At 66.0% G+C, this 23,856-nt stretch carries 12 protein-coding genes and 2 pseudogenes; 3 read left to right on the plus strand and 11 right to left on the minus strand.

Translation table 11 applies throughout. From position 1 onward, the window contains the following. Together GGR61_RS07205 and GGR61_RS07210 are read left to right on the plus strand one after the other, a co-directional pair. Positions 1–488, plus strand: a pseudogene (locus GGR61_RS07205) (lipase); the annotation flags it as partial. A gap of 29 nt (positions 489–517) precedes the next feature. Then, a pseudogene (locus GGR61_RS07210) lies at positions 518–790 on the plus strand (relaxation protein); the annotation flags it as partial. A 21-nt stretch (positions 791–811) separates the two neighbouring features. Here the strand turns inward: GGR61_RS07210 and GGR61_RS07215 are convergent. The 11 genes from GGR61_RS07215 to GGR61_RS07265 all read right to left on the minus strand — a co-directional run bounded on the left by GGR61_RS07215 (position 812) and on the right by GGR61_RS07265 (position 21,753). Continuing rightward, complete coding sequence (locus tag GGR61_RS07215) at positions 812–2,101, minus strand: type III PLP-dependent enzyme (protein WP_184620966.1); 1,290 nt, start codon at positions 2,099–2,101, stop codon at positions 812–814. Next, positions 2,098–3,867 (minus strand): IucA/IucC family protein, encoded by a 1,770-nt coding sequence (locus GGR61_RS07220; protein ID WP_184620967.1) that lies wholly within the window; start codon positions 3,865–3,867, stop codon positions 2,098–2,100. The genes GGR61_RS07215 and GGR61_RS07220 overlap by 4 nt, the downstream gene beginning before the upstream one ends. Next, positions 3,845–5,053 (minus strand): MFS transporter, encoded by a 1,209-nt coding sequence (locus tag GGR61_RS07225; protein WP_184620968.1) that lies wholly within the window; start codon positions 5,051–5,053, stop codon positions 3,845–3,847. Before GGR61_RS07225 ends, GGR61_RS07220 begins: the two co-directional genes overlap by 23 nt. Beyond that, positions 5,050–6,852 carry an IucA/IucC family protein gene (locus tag GGR61_RS07230; protein WP_184620969.1) on the minus strand — a complete coding sequence of 601 codons (1,803 nt, stop codon included), beginning with the start codon at positions 6,850–6,852 and terminating at the stop codon, positions 5,050–5,052. Before GGR61_RS07230 ends, GGR61_RS07225 begins: the two co-directional genes overlap by 4 nt. Continuing rightward, positions 6,849–8,075 (minus strand): siderophore biosynthesis protein PvsA, encoded by a 1,227-nt coding sequence (locus GGR61_RS07235; RefSeq protein WP_184620970.1) that lies wholly within the window; start codon positions 8,073–8,075, stop codon positions 6,849–6,851. Before GGR61_RS07235 ends, GGR61_RS07230 begins: the two co-directional genes overlap by 4 nt. A gap of 239 nt (positions 8,076–8,314) precedes the next feature. After that, positions 8,315–10,447: a TonB-dependent siderophore receptor gene (locus tag GGR61_RS07240; protein ID WP_184620971.1), complete on the minus strand. Its 2,133-nt coding sequence runs from the start codon at positions 10,445–10,447 to the stop codon at positions 8,315–8,317. Continuing rightward, complete coding sequence (locus tag GGR61_RS07245; protein ID WP_184621151.1) at positions 10,448–11,209, minus strand: aldolase/citrate lyase family protein; 762 nt, start codon at positions 11,207–11,209, stop codon at positions 10,448–10,450. Between the two features lie 213 nt (positions 11,210–11,422). After that, positions 11,423–13,120 carry a YbaL family putative K(+) efflux transporter gene (ybaL, locus tag GGR61_RS07250; protein WP_184620972.1) on the minus strand — a complete coding sequence of 566 codons (1,698 nt, stop codon included), beginning with the start codon at positions 13,118–13,120 and terminating at the stop codon, positions 11,423–11,425. A 593-nt stretch (positions 13,121–13,713) separates the two neighbouring features. After that, complete coding sequence (locus GGR61_RS07255) at positions 13,714–16,113, minus strand: TonB-dependent receptor (RefSeq protein WP_184620973.1); 2,400 nt, start codon at positions 16,111–16,113, stop codon at positions 13,714–13,716. A gap of 351 nt (positions 16,114–16,464) precedes the next feature. Then, positions 16,465–18,852, minus strand: a complete 2,388-nt coding sequence (locus GGR61_RS07260) for a TonB-dependent receptor (RefSeq protein ID WP_184620974.1) — start codon at positions 18,850–18,852, stop codon at positions 16,465–16,467. A gap of 513 nt (positions 18,853–19,365) precedes the next feature. Beyond that, on the minus strand, positions 19,366–21,753 hold the full coding sequence (locus GGR61_RS07265; RefSeq protein ID WP_184620975.1) for a TonB-dependent receptor: 2,388 nt from the start codon (positions 21,751–21,753) through the stop codon (positions 19,366–19,368). Between the two features lie 179 nt (positions 21,754–21,932). On the opposite strand from GGR61_RS07265, the gene GGR61_RS07270 reads away from it, so the two are divergent. Further along, entirely contained in the window at positions 21,933–23,846 is a 1,914-nt protein-coding gene (locus GGR61_RS07270) for an ABC-F family ATP-binding cassette domain-containing protein (protein WP_184407204.1), read from the plus strand. The last annotated feature ends 10 nt before the right edge of the window (positions 23,847–23,856 follow it).

Genomic DNA, 23,856 nt, shown 5'->3' on the forward strand with positions numbered 1-23,856 from the left:
CGCTGCGCGCAGGCTTGACGCTTTACTCGCGAGGGGTAGATGGCCTTGTCCGGGATGGAATCGATCACCTGCGCGGTCCATTGGAACCTGGGGAATGGCGTCGTGAGACCGATGCGCAAAGCTGGCAGCAGCAGATGCAGCAATTGCAGCAAGAGCGCGAGCGCAGCCATGCGCCGCAGCAATGGCATGTGCCGATGAAGGCGGAGGCGCAGCAGACGCGGACAGCGGCCGACAAGCCGCCATCCTTGCGTGACGACCCGGACGCATTCCTGGACCGCATGTTGGCCGCCGCGCAGAATGGCGACCGCGATCAATTCCGGCAGATGACGCAGATCCTGGCCAATGAACCAGCCGGCCGCGTGTTGCGCGCCGAGGCCATCGAGACGGTGAACCAGCAGGAACAGCAGGCGGCCCAGCAGGCGATGCAGGCGCAGCAGCAACAACAACAACAGCAGGAAACGATGCGCATCGGTGGGCGCAGCATGTAACCGTCATCAGCAGCAAAGGACGATGCACGATGAATGCAAACGACCCGCTGACGTTGACCAGCAAGGCCGCCTCGCTGATGGAGCAGTTCGAGCGCCGCTGCAATGACATGGAGCAGCAGCAACGTCGCCATGCGCAGCAGCTGGAGCAGGTGGCGCAGTCGTTGCCCGGGGTGATGACCCGTTCGGCCGAACAGACTTTGCAGCGCGTCCCCGACACCTTGGTGCGAAATGTCCAGCAGGGCATGGACACGTCGGTCGCCGGTTTCGAGAAGCGCCTGCAGCAGGCCGGTAGCTTGATCGGGTGAGGTGCGCAGTCGCTATCTCTACCTGGATGATCCCGACACCGTGGCAGAGGCCGAGCTGCGTGCCGACATCCGTGTGCCGGTCCGGGCTTCGACGGACGCCGCTGCTGCCGCCTGAGCCGTCACCTGCAAGAACGCCATCTGCGGCGGCGGATGCATCAGGAACTGCTGGTGCGAAATATTCCACGCATACGCGCCGGCCAGCGGGAAGGCCAGGCAGTCGCCCGGTGCCAGCGCCGCGACGTGCTGGTTGCGTGCTAGCACGTCCTTGGGCGTGCACAACTGTCCGACTAGGGTGACCGGCGTGTCGCGCAGCACAGGCGCACGTGCGCCACGCAACACACGGAACGGGTGATCGTGGCCTTGTGCGGCCGGGGTGCGGAAGTGATGGGTGCCGCCGCGTGCGATTGCAAACCACGCACCGTGGCTGCGCTTGAGATCCAGCACTTCCATCAGATACCAGCCGCAGCTGGCACTGACATAGCGCCCCGGCTCCAACCGCAGACGCAGTGCGTCGCCATGTTCGCGTAGCAACGCAGGCAAGCCGGCGCAGAAGCCGGCCCAATCGAACGACGCTTCCGGCGCCAGATAATCCACACCGAAGCCACCGCCTGCATTTACCCGCACCGGGCCAAGCCCGTAGCGTTGCCGCCACTGCTGCACGGTGCGCAAGTAGGCGGCGATCAGATGCAGTTGCGCGCCGGCATCGCGCTGGTGCGACATCAGATGGAAATGGAAGCCTGCCAACCGCAGCGAGGGGCTCGCACGCAGCCGATGGATCGCCACATCCAGATCGTCCGGGTCCAGGCCGAACGGCGAGGGCTGCCCGCCCATCATCAGGCGCGTGCTCTGCGCGCCTGGCACGGCGATGTTCATGCGCAGGAACACCGGTACGCAGCGGCGGGCCTGCGCGGCGATCGCGGCCAGGCGTTCCAGCTCGCCCAGGCTTTCCACATGCATGGTGCAATCGGGCAGCGCAGCGGCCTGGGCCAGTTCGCTATCGAGCTTGCCCGGCCCACCGAACAACAGTGTGGCCTGCGGTTGTTGCGCATGCAGCCAGGCCAGTTCGCCGCCGGAGGCCGCTTCGAAGCCATCCATGTGCGGGGCGAGCGTGCGCAGGATCGGCGGCTCCGCATTGGCCTTTGCCGCGTAGAACAGCTCGCACTCGGCCGGCAGTTGCGCGCGCATCCATTCTGCGTGTGCGTCCAATGCGGCCAGGTCGTAGACATACGCGCAGAGCGGGCCATCGCTCTGGTCGCGCAGGCTGGGCAATGCCTGCAGCACTGCGGCGGTGTCGATGCGCAGGCTCATGCTGCCACCCGCCGCACCGCTGCGATGCGCGGAATCGGATTGGGCAGCGCGGTGTAATCGGATTGTCGATCGGCGCGTTGCCATAGCCGCGTGCCCAGGTTGTTCTTGCCGGGCAGCGGCGCGCCGTCGATCAGGCCCTGCAACGCGGCTTGCGTGCCATGACGCTGCTGCCAGCATGCGGCGAGCTCGCCCACGCATTGCCACAGGCGCGCTTCCAGCACGCCATCGCCTTCGGTCAGATGGAAGATCGCCTCGGCCAGATTGTTGACCAGCGCGCAGTACGCCACGCGATTCCAGCCTTGTTCCGGCGTGTAGTACAGCGATTGCCGCGCGCGTTCGCCCACGCCCAGCAAGCGCGTGGCGGGCCAATGGTGTGCGAGCAGCTTGGTACCTTCCAGATCGCGGATCCATACCCGCGTCGGCCAGCCATCGGCAAACCCGATCACGGTGTTCTGCAGGTGCGGTTCCAAGGCAATGCCGTGCTGGAACAGGGCAGTCCATACGCCATCCAGCAGCAAGCCGGCATAGGTGCGGAACCACAGCAGCGTGGCGGTGTGGCGATCCATCTGCGCGCTGCCCAGTGCCTGCAACTTCGACGCACACACGCTGTTGCCCTGCGCATCGCAAGTGAACAAGGCGGCGGCCACCTGCGGCTGCCAACGCGCCCGTTGCGCGGCAGGCAGGGTCTGCCGATACAGGATGCCGAAGCTCTCCGACAAGCCACGCGCCGCCAACGGGTCGGCGTCGTGCAAGGCGGGATCGACCTGGGCGATCTCCAATGACGTGGCCGCAGGCTCCAGCATCACATCGAAGCCCGGCACCTGCGTCGCCAGTGCACGCCAGCTCGGCGCCAGCAGCTCGGTGAGCGCGACCGCACTTTCCAGCTCGTACCAGGCGTTCTTGCGCACGCAGTTGGTCAACCGCACATGCACCGAACACTTGAGGAAATAGTCCAGTTCCGGGTGATACAAGGTGCGCACCGAGGAGGTCGGCCGCAGTGCTTCGCCCAGCACACCGACCGGCTCGATGAAGCCGCGCGCCTGCAGGGTGCGCAGCAACGGATCGTCGAGCAGCCGCTGCGCTTCCCACGGATGGCAGGGATACAGATCCTCGCTCCCGGAGAGCTGCCGCAGGCTCGCGCGCACATCGCGGCCCTGCATGCGCAGCAGCCGTGGATCGATGCGGAACCAGAACAGCTGGAACGCCGCGCGCGCTTCCGGCGCGCAGGCCAGCACCTGCGCCAGATCGATGCCTTCGCGGCTCTTGGGCGTGGGATGCAAGGCATGCCCCCACAGCATCGATTGTTCGGCGTCGATCATCGCCTCGCCGGTCGGCAAGGTGCCTTGTGCCTGGCGCAGCAGTGCGGCAGTGATCGCCACGCTGTTGGCGCTTTGCGCCAGCAGTTCCGGATTGACCGCCTGCGTGCTGCCCAGTGCCTGCAGCAGGCGACGCGCCAAGGCATGCGCGTCCAGGCTCTGCCACGGCTGGCCGCCACTCTTGAGAAACGGCGTGGAGGCAAAGCGACAGCGGCCCAGGCGATCGGCATAGGCAATGCGCACGCACAGCGCGCCGGCATCGCCCAGCGCGATGCGCAGCCAATGGTGTTCGGCCACGCGTGGGCCGGGGCGATCCAGCCCGCGATAATCGAAGTCCACTGTGCGCTGCGGAATCGCGAACTCGCGCAGGTAGCAGTTCAACCAGCAGGTGCAGGCCTGCGCGTCGGCCATGCTGTCGTACCAGGGGTCATGCATCGTGTGCGGCGACATCGGCGGATCTCCTCGAAGGGAAGCGCACCAGAACGGTGAGCGCAGCGGCCGCCGCAGCCAGCGCGGCAGCCAGAAAAGGGATGGCGGGGCCGGCCGCCTGGGCCAGCGCGCCGGCAGCGGCACCGGCGAACACGCCGGCCCATTTGCCGCAGGCATCGAAGCGGCCGAACAGGCGTCCGGCGCCGTGCCCGCTGGCGACGATCGCCAGGCTGCGGTTGAGCCCACGCAGGCCGAACAACATGCCCAGGCCGAACAGCAACCGCGCCACTGCCAATGCGACGGCGTCGTGCAACAGCGCCTGCCACAGGCAGGCCAGCGCGAACAGCATCAGGCCAGGCACCAGCCAGGCGTCGCCATCGCCGCGCCGCCACCACGGCAGTACCACCAGATAGACCAGATGCGGCAGGCTGTAGAGCAGGCCGGCCAGCGCGTCGTGACCGGCACCGCGCGCCAGCGCATACGGGATGAAGTAGGGGAAGGTCACCACCATCGCGAAGCAGAACAGGAACTGCGCGATCAGCAACGCAGGCCACAGAGCGCTGGCCGGTGTGACGGTCTGTGGTGACGCCGACAGCGACGACGCAGCTGCGCGCCCGGAGGGTGTCGACGGCGCAGTGGATGCTGTCGGCCGCCCCGCAGGCCGGTCGGCCGGCAGACGCCAGGTCAGCGCGAACGCCAGCAGCGGCAGCAGTGCGAGCGCGCGATACAGCGACTGCGCAGGGCCGAGCGCTAATGCCAGGCCCAACAACGCGGGCGCGCTGACCATCGCCAGGCGCGCCGAATACTGCGTCCAGTCGAGCGCGCGCGCCAGCGGGCCGGCCTGCGGCTGGCTGGCCAGATAGGCATTGGCCGCTGCCAGCGAGCCGCCGCAGGTGCCTTGCACGATCAGCCCGAGTACCAGCCAGGTCAGCGAGGGCGCGAAGCCGGCGATCGCAAAGCCCAGCGCCAGCCCCAGTTGCGCCCGCAGCAACGAGCGCTTGCGTCCATAGCGGTCGGCCAGGCGTCCCCAGGTGCTGGCCGTCAACGCGGTGCACAGCGTCGGCAGCACGTACAGCACGCCGCTCCAGCCCACCGCTGCCGAGGGCGCCAGCTCGGCCAGCACCTGCGGCAGAAACAGCGGCATGCCCAATGCGGTGAAGGCGGCCAGGTAATGCGCCGCCAGCACCGGGCCGAGGATGCGCTTCATCGCTGAGCACCCGCCTGCCGGCGTGGCATGTGCTGCGCACCCGCGAAGGCGTCGCCGAAGGGATTGGGCGCACTATCGCCGTAGAACTTGTTGATGTCGCTCGCACCGGTGAGCTGTTTGCTGAGCAGGCTGCCGGCGCTGAGCAGGTACTTCACCGGCAGTCGCGGTGCGGCCAGCAGGCGACGCGCGGGTCCGGTATCGATGCCATCGACATCCAGCTGCGCCAGCGTCAATGCGAACTGCGTCTGCAGCTGCGTGTACAGCGGGGTGCGCAACGTCGGTTGCCATTCCGCCACGCCTTCCAGCACCGCCTGCAGATCCAGTTGCAGCACGATGGTGCAGAACATCTGCGCCAGGGCTTGTGGGTCGTCTACCGCGATGCGCGCATCGTGCAGCGGGCCCAGCGCGTCCAGATCCGGCAGCTGTGCGCGCAACTGCGGCAGCGCGATGCGGGCGGCGTCGTTGTCCTTCATCAGCAGCCGTGTCGCCTGGCCATCGGCATACACCAGCACGCTGTTCTGCTGATTGGCTTCCAGTGCGATGCCGTAGCGCAGCCACAGGCGCAGATGCACCGCCAGCATCAGCTCGGTGTAATCGCGCCACCAGCTCAATACATCGCCCTGCATGAAGCGCTCGGCCAGATGGATCGCCATCGGCCGGCCATCCGGCAACAGCGCGCATAGCGCAGCAACCGGCACCAGCGTAGCGTCGCCCAGCGGCGGATAACGCCGCACCAGATAGGCCAGATGACGCGTCTCACCCACATGCCCGCCATGCGATTCGTCCACGAACACGCAGCGGCCGCGCAAGGCCGGATCCAGCGCATCGATGCGACGCAGTGCGCGCTCCAGCCAATGACCGTCGTACAGCGTGGAGGGCTTGATCAGGCGCAGATTGAGCGCGCCCAACGTGCGCATCGGGATCGGTAACTTGAGATGCAGCTGCGGATGGTGCAGCGGCACCAGCGTGCGCACCGACAGGGTAGGGCGCACCTCCAGCCAGGCCTGCGGTGCCCGCAGGCTACCTGCCGGCAGCGCAAAACCGTCCTGCTCCAGGCGCGCCCACACCAGCGGATGCACCGGCCAGGCGACATGCGTATCGGCCAGCGCGGGCGGCAGGCCCAGCGTGGCGAAGTCCGGCCACAGCTCGGCCGGCGCTGCGCCGGTGCAGCTGACCTGCGCACGTGGAATCGCCAGCCAGCGCAGCGCGAAGGTGGGCGCAAACTCCGGCGCGTAATCGCGCAGTTCCGAGGCATCCAGCCCGGCCTTGGCGCGTGCGGTCGGATAGAACGGATGGTCGCGGTAGCTGGCAAGTTGATCGCAGCGATACGCACGCTCGGTGGCGTCTGCGTGTTGCAGCGCGTTGAGCAGCGCAGGTGCCTGCGCGTTGTAGGCCTGGCGTGCCAGGCCCAGGTGGGCGGTAGCGCACTCGGCTTCTTCGGCATAGGCGCGATGCAGCTGTTGCGTTTCCATGTCGAGCTGCGCGCTCATGCGCCGCAGCCACGCCTGCGCACCGCGTTCGACATGCGCGCCCTCGGCGGTGTGCACGATCCAGCTGTCGCCGCAGGCACTGATGTCCTGCAGATAGCCCTGCCGATGGATCGGCAACCACAGCGTGCCATCGGGCAGATGCGCGATGCGCCACCAGTCTTCCACCGGGCCGGGGTCGGTCCATGCGGCCAGCACGCGTGCTTCAGGTGTTGCGGCACTGCCTTGCGTGGCGATTCCGCGCAGGTCTTCGCGCAGGCAGGCATCGATGACGCGTGTGGCGATATAGCGTTGGGCGGCGGCGCTGCTCATGCGCGCAGCTCCGCGCCATCGATCCGCCAGTGCAGCCCCGCTTCGGCATGCAGCACCGCTTGTTGCAACGCTTGGGCATCGCTAGCCAGCGCGCTCAGCACACCCAGGTAATCCTTGTTGGAATGGCTCAAGCGGATCCGTTCGCCGGGTGCGCGCATGCGCCGGTACTGCACGTCGCTGTGCGTAGCGTGATGGCGGCGATCTTCGCTGGCGCTCACCAGCTCGCCGTCCTGCTCGGCAACGTAGTAACGCAGCAAGGCATGGGCACGATCGCAGCGCAGCTGCGGCAGCGGCAAGCCCAGATGCGGCGCCAGCGCGGCAGTGAACCATTGCCTGCCGAACATGTCGTCGAGCAGGAATTCGCGGCGGTCGCCAATGCTTCGGTAGTTGATCTCCACCAGCACCGGGCCATCGCCGGTGAGAATGAATTCGCTATGGCACAGCCCGAAACCGACGCCAAAACTGCGGAGCTGCTCCAGCGCCTGCGCAATCACCGGCGTGTCCACGCGGGCATCCCACTGCGCCTCGCATTCCACAAAGTGCGGCGGCGGCGACAAGCGCACCTTGAAGCCGCCCAGTGGCTGCAGCGTGTGGCCGTCGCCCAGCGTTTCCAGCGTAAATAGCGCGCCTTGCAGCATGCCTTCCAGCAACACGGTGCGCTGCGGATGGCGCTGCCACACATCGTCCAGATAGGCCTGCAATTGCGCGCCATCTGCGCAGTGGCGTACGTCCAGACTGGCCACGCCCTCACGCGGTTTGGCCACCACCGGCCACGGAATGTCGGTCGGCAATGCGGCGCCTGGCGCCAGTGTGCAGAACCACGGCGATGGTAGTGCCCGCGCGCGCAGACGTTGACGCATCGCCGCCTTGTTCTTGGCCGCGTAGCACACCTGCCAATCCTTGCCCGGCAGGCCCAGACCGGCAGCGACCAGCGCGGTGCTGGTCTGCAGATGATCGCTGTTGCTGAACACCGCGCGCGGCGACACATCGGCGTCGTGCAGCACATCCAGCACACCGAGTGGGTTGAACACATCGCATTCGATCACCCGCTGTGGCGCATGCTCGGGGTGCTCGCGGAAATGGCTGAGGTGATCGAGTCGGTGGTCGGTCAGCAACCACACCGGCAGGCCCAACGCGTGCGCTGCCGGCAGAAAGCCGTCGGTGATGGCCGGGTGGCAGACATGGGTGAGGATCACCAATGGTGCAGCGGATGTTGCGGTCATGGCAGTTCTCGTTCGACAGGACGGTGGGGAAACCGGTACTGAAACGGGCTGCCTGGCGCCGTGACGGCGTTGGGTGGCCTGCGATGCGGTGATCGCATGCCGCATGCTGCGGCTAAGGATGCGTGCGTCATGCACGCCGTGTTTGTCTGCGGCGCTCGCCAGCGCGACCGCCGTTGCCGTCAGGCGCGACCGACGCCCCTGTGCGGCGGTCGTTTGTAGCGGTGCCTACTGGTGCCGACTTAAAACGTGTACTCCAGCCCGGCGGTGACGGTGCGCGACGGCGCGGCCTGGCGGCCCCACGGGCTGGTATCTACGCCGCGGAACCAGTACTGCCGATCGAACAGGTTGTTGATCGCCAGCGACGCGCTGAATTTCTGTCCATCGCGTTCGAACAGCGTATGGCTCACCTGCGTGTTCCATACCCAGTACGACGGCAGTTCGCCGACCGAGGCAATCGCGTTCTCCTGCACGGTATTCGCCGCATCGCTGTAGGCCTTGCTGAAGTAGTAGCTCGACAGTGCGACAGTGGTGTGACCGAGCGTGTAGTTGCCGCCCAGGGTGATCTGGTTGCGTGAGGTGTAAGGCACGCGCAGGCCGCGAAATGCGCCCGATTCCTGGCTGGCATCCAGATAGGCATAGCCGGCGTTTAGGGTGAGCGCGCGCAGGTTTTCCGGGCTCCATTGCAGTTCCAACTCGCCGCCTTGATGGCGGGTCTTGCCGAGGTTGCGGAACACGCGCGTGGTGTTGTCCAGCTGGATCTGCTGATCGAAATCGATCAGATACGCACCAAGCTGGATGCGGGTGCGGTCGTTGGGTTGATAGCGCGTACCGGCTTCGTAATTCCAGGCCAGTTCGGCATCCAGGTTGTTGCCGAAGATGATCTGGGTGACCTGCGGCGCACGCATCGAGCGTTGTCCGTCCGCATAGAAGAACCACTGTTCGTTGGCTTGAAACCCGACCGTCAGACCCGGCAACACATCGCGGGTCTGGTTGCGCGTGCTGACGCCGGTGGCGCGATTGAAGTAACGCGAATCCAGCCGTTCGTAGCGCAGCCCGGGAGTGATGGTGAAGCGTGCATCGGGCAGGGTGATCGCATTGCTGACGTAGGCCGCCACGGCGCGGTCTTCGAACTGCCAATCGCGCACGCTGGTGAACAGGCCATCGCGCAGGCGTAGATTGCCGACCAGGAAGTCGATGTCCTCGTGCACCGCGCGCGCGCCCAGCGTCCATTGCTGTTGCACACCACCGGCATCGCCCATGGTCCAGGTCAGCCGCGGCTCGCTGCCGACCACGCGGAAGTCGCGCGGTGCGGTCTGGCGTAGCTGCGGCGGCAGATCCGAGCGCCAGGTCTCGGTGGAGGCCTGGCGCATGCCGACGATGAAGTTGCGGCTGCTGCGCGCGCTGAAGTTGGTCCAGGACAACCGAACATCCTGCAGCGGCCCCCAGTCTCCCAACAGCTGCTCATAACCCAGCGATGCACGCGTGGTGCGGCCATTGAAGCTGTCCAACGGACGCGTGGACTGACGCGGGTCGCGCCGGTAGTCGTCCGGGCTGAGCGCGCCGGCCAGATCCATGTCGACCAGATAGCGTTGCACGCTGGCCTTGAGCAACTTGGTGTCGTCCAGCCACCACTCCGCACGCACGCGCAGATTGCTGATATCGGTATCGCTGTGCGCGCGCCAATACTCGCCGTAGCTGCGATTGGCATCGACCTGCATGCCGACGTTGTCGGTGAGATAGCCGCCGCTGCTGAGCGCGCTGTCCTGCAGAAACTGGCCCTGGCCGCCGGCGGTGATCTTGTGCGCCAGCGTGGTGCTCCACGCGCTGGGGATGTCCTTGCTGACCAGGTTGATCACCCCGCCCACGTTGTTCGGCCCGTACTGCACCGCCGCGCCGCCGCGCACGATATCGATGCGGTCGATCTGATTCAGCCCCACCGGAAACAGCGACAGGCTGGTCTGCCCATACGGCGCCAAGGCAAGCGGAATGCCGTCTTCCAGCACCTGCACGCGGCCGCTGCGGCTTTCGTACAGGCCGCGCAGCATCAGCTGCGGCAACGCGCCGGTGCCGGTCTCGTCGAAGATCTTGATGCCGGGGACGCGCTGCAGCGCATCGTCCAGCGAGCGGTTGCCGCCGTTGCGTAGTTGCTCGCGGTCGATCACCTGGCGGCTGCCTGCATAGCGCTGCACATCGTCGGGCCTGGAGCGCCCGAGCAGGCTGCCCTGCACCTGGATCGCGTCCAGCGCGCGGATCGGCGTCTGCGGATCGGTGGACGCCGCATCCGGCGACTCGATGGCGAACGCCAACGGCGGCATGATCAGGGTGGCCGCAGCGATGGCGATGGCCAGGGCGTGGAAACGGAACGTCGACATCTACGGCGTGCTCCTGCAGGCGGGCGGTGAAGTGGGTACGGCGAAGGTGGCCAGGTGAGCGCGCAGTGCGCGTTGGATCAGCGCGCGGTCTTCGCCGGCAAGCAGCCAGCGAAGATCGGGCTGTTGCAGCCAGTGCGCGCGTTGCGCATCGGTACGCGGATTGGGGCAGAACGGCACGTCGGCGGCAACGCATTGCGCATGCAGTTGCAGCAGCAGCTCCCAGACCTGTGGATGGGTCGGTTGCGGGCCAAGGCCCAGATCCAGCGCAAGATCCAGTGCGCCTTCCATCACCAGTGCCACGCCGGGCAGCGCAAGCAGCTCGGGCAATGCCGCAACGCCTGCCGCACTTTCGATCATCGGCACGATGCGGATATCGCGATTGGCCTGAGCGATATAGGTGTGCAGGTCGACGTTGCCGAAGCCGGTGACACGCCCGCCGGTGATGCCGCGCCGGCCCAGCGGTGGAAAGCGCGCCGCAGCGATGGCAGAGGCCAGTTGCGCGGCCGATTCGGCGCGTGGAATCACGATCCCGCGCGCGCCGGCATCCAGCACGCGGCCGATCAGTTTTTCGTCCACCTCCGGCACCCGCACCCAGGCCTCGCAGCCGGACAGCTCGCAGGCGCGGATGGCGTGTTCCAGTTCGTCCGGCGCGCGCAGTACATGCTCCAGATCGAGCACGACAAAGCCGTAGCCGATGCGGCCCAGCAGCTCGCACACCTGCACGCTTGGCACTGCATTGAGAACGCCAACCGCAAACGTCATGGATGAGGCCGCAAGGAAACGGGCGCTCATCCTGCTCCGGATGGGAATGATTATCAAGTGGATCTGTTGGGAGGTTTTCGGTGCCCTGGTCGCAGTTTGCTCAATGCATGGGGCGGGCCATTCCGCACTGAACAACTTGCGGGCAACAAAAAACCCGCGACGGCTGCCGGCGGGTTTGGGGTCTCTGCGGCCTCGCGTGATGCCGCGCTGCGGTTACGACGCCGGTACGCGCAATGCCCGATACGGCGGCGTGGACATCACCATCTCGGCCAGCGAATAGGCCAGCTCGCGTTCGGCCAGTACCGCGCCATCGGCGCCGTGTTCGAGCAGATGCTTGACCTCGGCATCGCTATGCGCACGGGCCAGCAAGGTCAGCGAGGGATTGATTGCACGCAGCTTGGCCAGCGCCTCGCCGGCTTCCAGCGGCTGCGGGATCGCAAGAATCGCGATCTTGGCGTGCTCAGGGCGGGCTTCGGCCAGCACGCGGTCGGCCGCCGCACTGCCGCGGATGCCGGGAATGCCGGCCGCATGCGCCTTGGCCACGTGGTCGCTGTTGTCGTCGATTACCAGCACCGGCACCCCGCGACTGCGCAGCAACTGCGCCAGCGCGCTGCCCACGCGGCCGTAGCCGATCACGATCGCATGGCCATCCAGCGGCAGCGCCGGGCCGGGCGGCAGTTCCGGCTCCACCGTTGCCGGGGCGTCCTGCGCCTGCCTGGCCTGCCAGCGATCCAGCCACGAGAACAGGAACGGGTTGGCGATGATCGACAGCAGCGCGCCGGCCAGGATCAGGTCGCGCCCGGTCTCGGGCAGGATCGCCAGCTGCACGCCCAGGCCGGCCAGGATGAAGGAGAACTCGCCGATCTGCGCCAGGCTGGTGGAAATGGTCAGCGCGGTGCCGGTGGGGTGGCCGAACGCACGCACGATCACGAACGCGGCCAGCGACTTGCCCACGGTGACGGTCAGAAACGTGGCCAGCACCTGCCACGGGTGCTCGACCAGGATCATCGGGTCGAACAACATGCCCACCGAGACGAAGAACAGCACCGCGAAGGCATCGCGCAACGGCAGCGAATCGCTGGCGGCCTTGTGGCTGAGCTCGGATTCCTTCAACAACATGCCGGCGAAGAATGCCCCCAGCGCGAACGACACGCCGAACAGCGTGGCCGACACGAACGCCACGCCCAGCGCGATGCCGAGCACGGCCAGGGTGAACAACTCGCGCGAGCCGGTGGCGGCCACTTTTTCCAGCGACCACGGAATCACCCGGCGCCCGACCACCAGCATCACGGCCACGAACGCCACCATTTTCAACACGGTCAAACCGAGCGCAGCCAGTAGCGAGGTGGACTCGCCTGGATGCGCGGCCGCCGGTGCGCCGGTGCCGAGCACCTCGGCCAAGGCCGGCAACATCACCAGCGCGATCACCATGACCAAGTCTTCGACGATCAGCCAGCCCACCGCGATGCGGCCGCGCTGGGTTTCCAGCAGGCGGCGTTCTTCCAGTGCGCGCAGCAGCACCACCGTGCTGGCCACCGACAACGCCAGCCCGAACACCAGGCCGTGCATCAACGGCCAGCCCATGCTCCAGGCCAGCGCCCAACCGAGCAGTGTGGCGACCACGATCTGCGCCAGCGCGCCAGGCACCGCGATCCACTTCACTTCCATCAGATCATCGAGCGAGAAGTGCAGGCCTACCCCGAACATCAGCAGCATCACACCCAGCTCGGACAGCTGGTTGGCCATGGTCTGGTCGGCCACGAAGCCGGGCGTGAATGGTCCGACGCAGACACCGGCCAGCAGGTAGCCGACCAGCGGCGAGAGTTTCACTTTCTGTGCGAGCGTGCCCAGCACGAAAGCGACCGCGAGGCCGACGGCGATGATGTCGATGAGGCTGGTGTCGTGATGCATTCCAATCCGTTGTGAGTGTCCGAGAGAGCATCGCGGGCGCGACCAGCCAACGGCACTGCGCCGGGCGTCGCCTGCGGGCATTGCGTGGTCATGGCTGGGGTCCGGCGCGGGGGAGACCGGGACCGCGTTGCTGGTCCGGGTGGCCGGATGCCCATAGTACACAGCGCTTGATTAACGCGATGCGACACGTGGCCCAAGGATGCGCCAAAAACGCAAACAGCCCCGCGTTCGGGGCTGTTTGCGTTTGCCATCGATGCACCTCGTTGTCTGCAGTCAGCGCGTTGCCACCGCGTACGTCCGCGACGGCATCGACAAGCGGCGGCGCAGCGCTGTGGCCGACGGACATGCGCCGTTGCATCGATGCGTGATGCGACGTGGGCAGGACAGGCGGTATCGGGCGCCTCTATCACTGCACGCGTGCCCGATCGCGTGACGCCATCAGGCCACATGCAGACCGCAGATCGCAGGCGGTAACGCCGGTCGACGTTGCAGACGCGCGATCAGCGAAGTCGATGCGTGCGCGCGACCTCGCATGCCGGCAGTCGGCAACATCGCAGCCATCTTTGCGATGTTGCCGATGCCGTGAGTGCAGATCAGAACCGGTAGGTGACCTTGCCGTACCAGTAGCGTCCGTTGAAGCCGAACGGCGACAACGACGAATACTGCAGGCCGCCGGCGCGGTCGTCGTAGGCCGTGGTCAGCTGCGCCTTGGTCGGATACTGGTTGGTGATGTTGTCCGCACCCACGGTGAAGGTGAACTGGTTCCAGGTCTGGCTGGCGGCCAGATTCAGCAGCCAGCGCGCGTCGTAGGTCTGGTCCTGGCTGCCATCGGCCGGGTCGCTGATGCGCTTGACCGAGCCGTAGCGGGTGGCGTTGAAGTTCAGCGCAAATCCGCCGATCGACCAGTCTGCCGCAGCCATGTACTTGGTGCGCGGCGTTGCATCGGTGAGCAGGCCCTGGCTGGCGCGTCCGAAGTTGGGGTTGGACAACTCCAGGATCGTGGTCTTGTTGTAGTTGGCGCTGGCAGTGAGATTGAGCTTGCCGTATTCGCCCAGGTCGGCGAGGTAGCTGTTGATCCAGTCAACGCCACGGGTGCGGCTGGTGGCACCGTTGACGAAGAACTGCACGGCGGCCACCTGCCCGATCGGCTCGGCGAGCTGCAATTGATCCGAGTACAGGATCTGGTCCCAGATACGGATCTGGTAGACGTCCAGGCTGGAGGTGAAATTGGCGGTCGGTTGCCAGACGCCGCCGATGCCGTAGTTGGTGGATTTTTCCGGGCTCAGCGGCCGCGCGCCAAGCGCAACTGCGACCGGGTCGGAGGTGCGGTAGGTGCCGACCTGCACCAGCTCGCCGTTCTGGATCAGCGTGACCACCGAGGCGTAGTTCTGCTGCGCCAGCGACGGTGCGCGGAAGCCGTTGGAGATGGTGCCGCGCAGCGAGAACGTATCGCTGAACGCGTAGCGCGCCGACAGTTTGCCCGAGCGCGTGGAGCCGGCATCGCTGTAGTTTTCATAGCGCCCGGCGATGCCGCCGGACAGCTTGTCGGTCAGGTCCGCTTCCAGGTTGGCATAGACCGCATTGCTGTGACGGCCGAACTTGCCGGCCACCGTCGGCTCCAGGCCGGAGAACACCTGCGCACCGCCCGGGTAGGGCGCGTCGGTGCTCGGGTCGATGGTGTTCGGATCGAAGAAATAGGACTCCGGCGAGCCAGCGGTGATCTGATAACGATCCTGGCGATGCTCGGCGCCGAAGGCGACATTGACCGGATACGCCAGGCCCCAATCGAAGGACTTGTTGACGTCCAGGTTGACCGTGCCCTGCTCGGTTTCGAAGCCGCCGGAATTGAAGGTGGTCGGCGAGCTGCCGGTGGTCCAGTACAGATTGGTGTTGATGGTGTTGAGGATATTGAAGGTCATGTCGTTCTTGCCATAAGTGGCCGACACGTCCCAATTCCACTCGCTGGCGGTGCTGCCCTTGATGCCGAGCACGGCCGAGCGATCGTTGACCGGGTTGTAGATCTGCGGCAGAAAACCGTTGGGATAAATGGCCTGCACGTTGCGGCTGGGATTGTCGGCTGCGCGGTAGTAACCGTTGGAGGTGACTTCGCGACGGCTCATGCTGAGGTGGCCGTACAGTTCCAGATTCGGCGAGAACGTATAGCCGAATGCGGCCAGCCCTTGATAGAACGTGGACGCCGGGTCGCCGTGGCGTTGATACGGCACGCCGCTGGGATTGAAGGCGCCAGGCACGGTGGTGGCGCGATTGGTGTTCTCGCCGCGATTGGTGCTCATGGTGTTCTGGTAATTCCATGACAGCCGCACCCAGCCCGGTGCGGTATCGCCGCCGCTTCCGCCGAACGGCAGGCCGACCGAGCCATCGAGACCGTTCTGCTCGCCATCGCCCTTGTCCATGATGCCGCCGTTGACCGAGATGCTGTTGCTGCCGGCGTCGGCACCATGCTTGAGCACGATGTTGACCACGCCGGCGATCGCATCGGAGCCATATTGCGCCGACGCGCCATCGCGCAGCACCTCGATACGCGCGATCGCCGACATCGGCAGCGAGTTCAGGTCGGCAGGCGCAGAGCCGCGGCCGACATACGGGTTGTAGTTGATCAACGACGAGGTGTGATAACGCTTGCCATCGACCAGCACCAGCACCGCATCCGGCGACAGCCCGCGCAGCGTGGCCGGGCGCGCGGCGTCGTTGCCGTCGGAGATCGCCGGGCGCGGGAAGTTCAGTGAGGGCAGCAGCTTGCCGAGCGCGGTGGCGATGTCGGTGGCACCGGTGGCCTGCAGCGATTGCTCGGTGATGATGTCAATCGGCGATTCGGATTCGGCCACCGTGCGGTCGCTCACGCGCGTACCGGTGACGATCAGGGTATCGAGGGTTTTCTGCGGCTGGGCAGGCTGCGATTGCGCACTGGCGGTGAACGTGCAGACGGTGAGTGCGACCGAGATCGCAAGCGAGAGTGCGTTGGAGGTGTGCATGGGAATGGAGACTCAAAGGGGATGATGGACGCAGGTAAGGAAATGCGCGTGTTGCTCGGGGGAGTGCGACTGGAATGCGACTGCGTACTGCGTGGCCCGTCGTGCTTGCGCGCCAGATGCATTCCGCGTCGCGGAGACGGCGTGTGCAGCAATGACGTCGGCCGGTGACGCAGCCATGCTGCTGCGTTGCGCATCCTTGCTGAAGAAGAGCGTTGATCTCCCCCTCGCGCATCGATGCGAGAGGGGGAGCGATGCTGCGGCGTTACCTGCAGCGCTTCAGCGCTGCGTGGTGCGTGGTGCGTTTTGCGAGGCAAGACAAGCGCTGGCCGTTGCCGACCAGCGCGCAGCGCTTTACCACTTGTAGCTCACGTTGGCGTACACCAGCGCACCGTTGAAACCGAACGGCGAGGCGCTGCTGTAGGGCAGATAGGTGCGCGTCCCCAGTCCGGCTTCCTGGCGATCCGGGTACTCGTTGAGCACGTTGTCGCCACCAATGGTGAAGTTCCAGTCGTTCAACTTGTAGGATGCGGCCAGATCCAGCGTCCACTTGGCAGCATAGGTCTGGTCGCTGCCGGCGTTGGTGCCGAAGGTGCTGAACTCGCCCCAGCGCGTGGCGGTGCCGGTGAACGACCAGTTGCCCGGCGACCAGGTGCCGCCCAGGAAGAACTTGTCGCGCGGCGTGCCTTCGGTGATACGGCCGATTTCCGCGCGGCCGATGCGCACCGCACCCGGATCGATCGCTTCCAGCGCCGCCGGATTGTCGGCGATGCGTTCCACTTCGGTCTTGTTGTAGTTGTAGCCGGAGGTCAGCTCGGCGCTGCCGCCGTCGAAGTTCCAGCGATAGGTGCCGACCGCATCCACGCCCTGGGTCTTGGTGTCCACCGCATTGGTGAAGTAACGCCCGCCACCGATGCCCGGGAAGCCATTGGCCTGCAGATAATTGCGCGCCGCATTGGAGGTGAGGTTCTCCGACAGCACGATGCGGTCGTCGATATCGATGCGGTAGGCGTCGATGGTGATGTACAGGTTATCGACCGGCTGCAGCACCACGCCAAGACCGTAGTTCTTGGATTCCTCGGCCTTGAGCGGTTCGGCGCCGAGCGCGATCGCGGCAGGATTGTCGGTGCGGAAGGTGCCGATCTCGAACGGAACGGCGGTGACCGTGCCGTTGGGCTGGGCCACGTTGAGGAACTGGGTGGCGATCGACTGGAAGTTCTGTTGCTGCAACGACGGCGCACGGAAGCCGGTGGATGCAGTGGCACGCAGCGCCACCTTGTCGGTGAATGCGTAGCGCATCGACAGCTTGCCGGTCGCGGTATCGCCGAAGTCGCTGTACTTCTCGTAGCGACCGGCCAGACCGGCCGAGAATTTCTCGGTCAGATCCGCTTCCAGATCCACGTACGCCGAGTGGCTGTTGCGGTTGTAATAGCCGGCATCGGAGAGCTTGAAGCCCGGAAACACCTGCGCGCCCGGGATCAGCGTACCGGCCGCCGACGGAATGCCACCGTTGGCCGAGGATGCCGCGTCGCCGGGCGACTGGTTGAACTTCTCGCCGCGCCATTCCGCACCGAAGGCCAGCGTGACCGGGTAGGCCAGGCCCCAATCGAGCGTCTTGGTGAAGTCGGCATTGAGCACGTTCTGGGTGACTTCCAGCGTACCGGCATGGAAGTCGGTCGGGCTGGCCAGGCCCAGGCTGTTGTTCAAGCTGTTGCGCACATCGAAGGTGAGGTTGTTCTGGCCGTAGTTGTAGCTCAGATCGATGTTCAGGCCGCCTTCGGTGGAGGTCTTCAACCCGCCCACCCACGACACGTCCTTGCTGACGTTGTAGATCTGCGGCAGGAAGCCGTCCGGATAGATTTCCGGGCGGTTGCGGTTATCGCCGGCAAAGCGGAAATAGCCGTTGGACAGCACTTCGCGGCGGCTGAGCATGCCGAACGAGTAGAAGGTCAGGTAATCGGTGGGACTGTATTCGCCATTGAACGAGACCGCGCCCTGGTCGATCTCCGGGTCGCCGTAGCGCTGCTCCACGCGGCCGCCGAACGGCAATGCGCGGTTGGTCTGGTCCGAGTGCCCGGCCTGCGCAGCCAGATGCACCTTGCCGGTGCCGGCAAAGCTGAAACCGGCATCGCCGGACAGCTGGTACTGCTCGCCGTCGCCGGCGCTGTATTTGCCGTAGCGGCCATTGATGCTGCCGCCTTCGCCGCTGCCCTTGAGCACGATGTTGATGACGCCGGCAATGGCGTCGGAGCCGTATTGCGCCGACGCACCGTCGCGCAACACTTCGATGCGCTCCACCGCCGCGATCGGGATGGTGTTGAGATCGGCCGGCGACGAACCACGGCCCTGGGTGTCGTTGAGGTTGATCAACGCGGTGCTGTGATGGCGCTTGCCGTTGACCAGCACCAGTACCTGGTCGGGCGACAGGCCGCGCAGCTGCGCCGGGCGCACCGCGTCCGAGCCGTCGGAGATGGCGGGGCGTGGGAAATTCAACGAGGGGATCGCGCGTGACAGCGCGGTAGCCAACTCGGTGGTGCCGGTCGATTCCAGTGCCTGTGGCGAGATGATGTCGATCGGCGACGCCGATTCGGCCACGGTGCGATCGGCCACGCGTGTGCCGGTCACAATCAAGGTGTCGAGGGTTTTCTGGGCGGGAGCTTGCGACTGCGCGGATGCGGTTGAAGCGGAAAACGACAGGGCCAGAACGACGGCGGCTGCGAGTGGACTGGTCTTGCGATTCATGCGGTGACAACTCCGAGTGGGGAACGGATGCAGCGCAGTGGGCCCCCCTCCCAGGCCGCGTCCATTGCGGCAGCTGCATTGCGTTCTCAACCATTAACCACGCGTAACCGCATGTCAAATTTTCGTTGAGTTGCGCTTGCAACCGTCATCGATGACGTGCTGCTGGCAACGTTGTCATCGTGCACCAAAGTGATGCGCTACTTGCACCACCGCTGTCGCGGTGCGGCACCGCACGCACCAATTTGGACGGCAATACAAGCTATAAAATTTTCGTATCAGAACGTGATCCATGCCGCATGTGTGCGGTTTTGCGCAGAATCGCCGGTGGATTGCGCCGACATTGCGGCGGAAGGCGCAGCCGCAGAGGTGACACTGCAGGCATCAGGCAGTCCCGCGTCGGCTGCATCGACGTTGCAAGCGAGGCAGCGCCGACAGCTGCGGCAGCGCCCAGAACGCCCACGCCCCGGACGGGCCGGGGCGTGGGCTCAAACCTCCAAGCGCAACCCGCCGCGCTTACCAGCGGTAGTTGATACGCCCGTACACGTAGGCGCCGTTGAAGCCGAACGGCGACAGATTGCTGTACGGGAACTGCCCGCTGGTGGAGTTGGCGAAGTTGTTCTCGTCCGGGTATTCGTCCAGCAGGTTGTCCGCACCCAGGGTCAGCGTCCAGCGATCGACCTTGTAGCTGGCCGAGGCATCCACCACCCACTTGGCGCCGAAGGTCTGGTCGTTGATCGCTGCGGCCGGACGGGTGCTGTATTTACCGTAGCGGGTGGCACCCAGCGCCAGCGTCCAGTGCTCCAGATTCCAGCTGCCGTTGACCAGGAACTTGTCGCGCGGGAAGCCTTCTTCGATGCGGCCACGCTCGGTGCGGTCGATGCGCTCCAGGCTCAGCCCGTTGGCCGACAACGCGGCCGGATTGGCGGCCACGCTGCGCACCTCGGTTTCGGAATAGTTGTACCCGGCGGTCAGGTCCACGCTGCTGGCGGCCAGCTGCCAGCGGTAGCTACCGACCACGTCCACGCCGCGCGTACGGGTGTCCACCGCATTGGTGAAGTAGCGCCCGCCGTTGATGCCAAAGATGCCCTGCGCTTCGAGCAGGTTGCGTACGCCGGTGCCGGTGAGGTTGGACGACAGCACGATGCGGTCGTCCACATCGATCTGGTAGGCATCGATGGTGAGGTAGAGCGCATCGGTGGGCTGCAACACCAGGCCCAGGCTGTAGGACAGTGAGGTCTCGGCATCCAGTGGCTCTGAGCCCAACGCGCGCGCCACGCTGCTGTCGGCGGGGAAGGTGCGGATCTCGAACGGCGTTGGATTGCCGGCCAGGAAGGTGGTGCTGGTGGACTGGAAATACTGCTGCGCCAGCGACGGCGCGCGGAAGCCCGACGCCACCGTGCCGCGCAGCGCGAGTTTGTCGGTGAACGCATAGCGCCCGGACACCTTGCCCGAGGCCTGGCTGCCGAAATCGTTGAAGTCCTCGTAGCGCCCGGCCAGGCCGGCGGAGAACTTGTCGGTGAAATCGGCTTCCAGGTCGGCATACAGCGCGTAGCTGTCACGCGAATACTGCCCGGACACGCTCGGCGCGAATCCGCCGAAACCCTGCGCGCCACCGGCCAGCGTGCCGCTCTGGAAATACGAGCCCACTTCGCCCGGCGACTGGTTCCACTTCTCGTTGCGGTATTCGGCACCGAAGGCCACCGTCACCGGATACGCCAGGCCCCAGTCGAAACCGCGCTTGACGTCCAGGTTGACGATGTTCTGCGTGGTCTCCAGCGCGCCATCGTAGAACGCGGTGGGCGAGGTCGGGCCCAGGCTCACGTTGAGCGTGTTGCGGGTGTGGAAATCGATCTTGTTGTAGCCGTAGTTGTAGCTGGCATCCCAATCCCAACCGCTGGCGGTGGAGCCGCGCACGCCGGCCACCAGCGAGCGGTCCTTGGCGTAGGTCTGGATTTCCGGCAAAAAGCCCTGCGGATAGACCGACAGGATGTTCTGGGTGGTGCTGCCCGGCGCGCGGAAGAACGCGAACGAGGTGATGTCGCGGTTGCTGGCGGTGGCGAACGCATAGCCGGTGATGCTGTCGCTGAAGGCGAATTCGGTATTGGCCGAGACTGCCTGCGCATTGACGTCGGGGTCGCCGATCTTGAATGCCTTCTGGCCCACGGCCGGCTGCGCGGCGCTGGGCGCGCCGGCATAGCCGCGTGCGCGGTCGGTGGGGTCCTGCTGATTGAGCTGGGCGGCCACATGCAACCAGCCACGCTCGCCGCCGTAGGCCACGCCGGTATCGCCGGACAGCTCGTAGTTGCTGCCATCGCCGGCCGAATACTGGCCGAAGCCGGCTTGCAGGCTGCCGCCCTTTTCAGCGCCCTTGAGCACGATGTTGACCACGCCGGCGATGGCGTCGGAGCCGTATTGCGCCGAAGCGCCGTCGCGCAGCACTTCCACGCGCGCAATGGCCGCCACCGGAATGGTGTTCAGATCCACCGCCGCCGCGCCACGGCCGATGGTGCCGTTGAGGTTGAGCAGCGAAGAGGTGTGGCGGCGCTTGCCGTTGACCAGCACCAACACCTGATCCGGCGACAGGCCGCGCAGCTGCGCGGGGCGGATCGCGCTGGTGCCGTCGCTCAGCGCCGGGCGCGGGAAGTTCAGCGACGGCAGCGCACGCGCCAGCGCGGTGGCCAGCTCCGAGGTGCCGGTGGCCTGCAGCGATTCGGCGCTGATGATGTCGATCGGCGATTGCGATTCGGCCACGGTGCGGTCGGACACGCGGGTACCGGTAACGATGACGGTGTCGAGCGTATTGGCGGGCGCGGTGGCCGGTGTGGCGGTCTGGGCGAGCGCGGGGGAGGCAAGCAGCGCCGCAACGACAGCGGTTGCGAGCGTGGACAACGGGGTATTCATGGCAACTCCGAAACGGGGGTCCATGCAGGACCTGCAAGGCTGGGCAGGGTCTGGTCGCAACACGGTGGATGAAGATGGCGGCCAGCCCGAAGGCGCTAATTATTCGTTAACGCTAGAATGGCGTCGCAGGAGTGCTGCTCATCTGCTCATTCCTTTTCGTTCTATCGGACTGCCCATCAATGATTTCCCTGCGCAACTTCTCCATGCGACGCGGCGAGCGTCTGCTGTTGTCCAACGTCGACCTGACCATGCATGCCGGCTACCGCGTCGGTGTGGTGGGCCGTAATGGCACCGGCAAGTCGAGCCTGTTCGCTGCGGTGAAGGGCGAACTGGAAGCGGACAAGGGCGATGTCGATCTGCCCGGCAAGGTGCGCACCGCCAGCGTCTCGCAGGAAACCCCGTCGCTGCCCGATCCGGCGCTGTCGTTCGTGCTTGGCGGCGATATCGAGGTGTCTGCGGTGCTGCAGGAAGAAGCTGCCGCCACCGCGCGCGAAGATTGGGAAGCGGTCGCCAACGCGCACCAGAAGATGGCCGAACTCGGTGCCTACGATGCCGAAGCGCGTGCCGGCAAGTTGCTGCACGGCCTGGGCTTCCCGGCCGACACCCATCACCGCGCGGTGTCCTCGTTCTCCGGCGGCTGGCGGGTGCGGTTGAATCTGGCGCGCGCGCTGATGATGCCCAGCGACCTGCTGCTGCTCGACGAACCGACCAACCACTTGGACATGGACGCGGTGCTGTGGCTGGAACAATGGTTGCTCAAGTACCCGGGCACCTTGTTGCTGATTTCGCATGACCGCGAATTCCTCGACAACGTAGCCACGCATACGCTGCATCTGCACGGCGGCACCGCCAAGCTGTACGTCGGCGGCTACACCGATTTCGAGCGCCAGCGCATCGAGCACCTGCGCCAGCAGCAGATCGCGCACGACAAGGAACAGGCCGAGCGCGCGCATCTGCAGAGCTTCATCGACCGCTTCAAGGCGCAGGCCAGCAAGGCCACCCAGGCGCAGAGCCGCATGAAGCGGCTGGCCAAGATGGCCGGCACCGAGGCGGTGCGTGCCGAGCGCGAATTCCGCATCCAGTTTGCGCAGCCCAATCGCCTGCCGTTTTCGTTGATCCGTCTCAATCATCTACAAGCGGGCTATCCCGCTACCCTTCCCCCGCAAGCGGGGGAAGGTGCCCAAAGGGCGGATGGGGGCAGCGCAGCGACCGTCATCCTGCACGACGTCGGCTTCGGCCTGGAAGCGGGCGACCGCATCGGCCTGCTGGGGCCCAACGGCGCGGGCAAGACCACGCTGGTCAAGACGCTGGTGGGCGAACTGGCGCCGCTGGCCGGCGAGCGCAGCGCGCATCCGGATCTGCGCATCGGCTACTTCGCCCAGCACACGGTGGAATCGTTGCACGAAGGCCAGTCGCCGATGGATCACTTCCGCGATCTGTCGCCGGATGGCTCCAATCAGGCCTTCCGCGATTTCCTCGGCAAATGGAATTTCGCCGGCGACCGCGCGTTTGAAGCAGTGGATGGCTTCTCCGGTGGCGAGCGCGCGCGTCTGGCGCTGGCCTTGATCGCCTGGCAGCAGCCGAACGTGCTGCTGCTCGACGAACCGACCAACCACTTGGATCTGGAAATGCGCGAAGCCCTGGCCGAGGCGCTGAGCGACTTCGAAGGCGCCATCGTGATGGTCTCGCACGACCGCCATCTGATCGGCCTGGTCTGCGACAGCTTCTGGCGGGTGGCCGATGGCGTGGTCGAGCCGTTCGATGGCGATCTGGACGAATACGCCGCCTGGTTGCGCAGCCGCCCGGCCGCGCAAGGCACCAAGCAGAAGATGGCCGAAGTGGCGCCGACCCCGCCGCCGCCGACCAAACCGCTGCCGCCGAAAAAAGCCGTCAACCCGCACAAGCTGACCAGCGCCGAAAAGCGCGTCGGCGAGCTGGAAGCGACGCTGGCAGAGCTCGACCGCGAACTGGCCAACCCGCGCAACTACGCCGACACCGAGAAGATGGCGGTGCTGGGCCGCGACCGCGAGGCGACGGCGCAGCAGCTGGCTGCAGCGGAAGCGGCGTGGATGGAGTTGATCGAGGGCGCGTAACGCGCAGGCG

Origin of the sequence: Xanthomonas sp. 3058, assembly GCF_014199765.1 — a bacterium.
Classification (GTDB): Bacteria; Pseudomonadota; Gammaproteobacteria; order Xanthomonadales; family Xanthomonadaceae; genus Xanthomonas; species Xanthomonas campestris_B.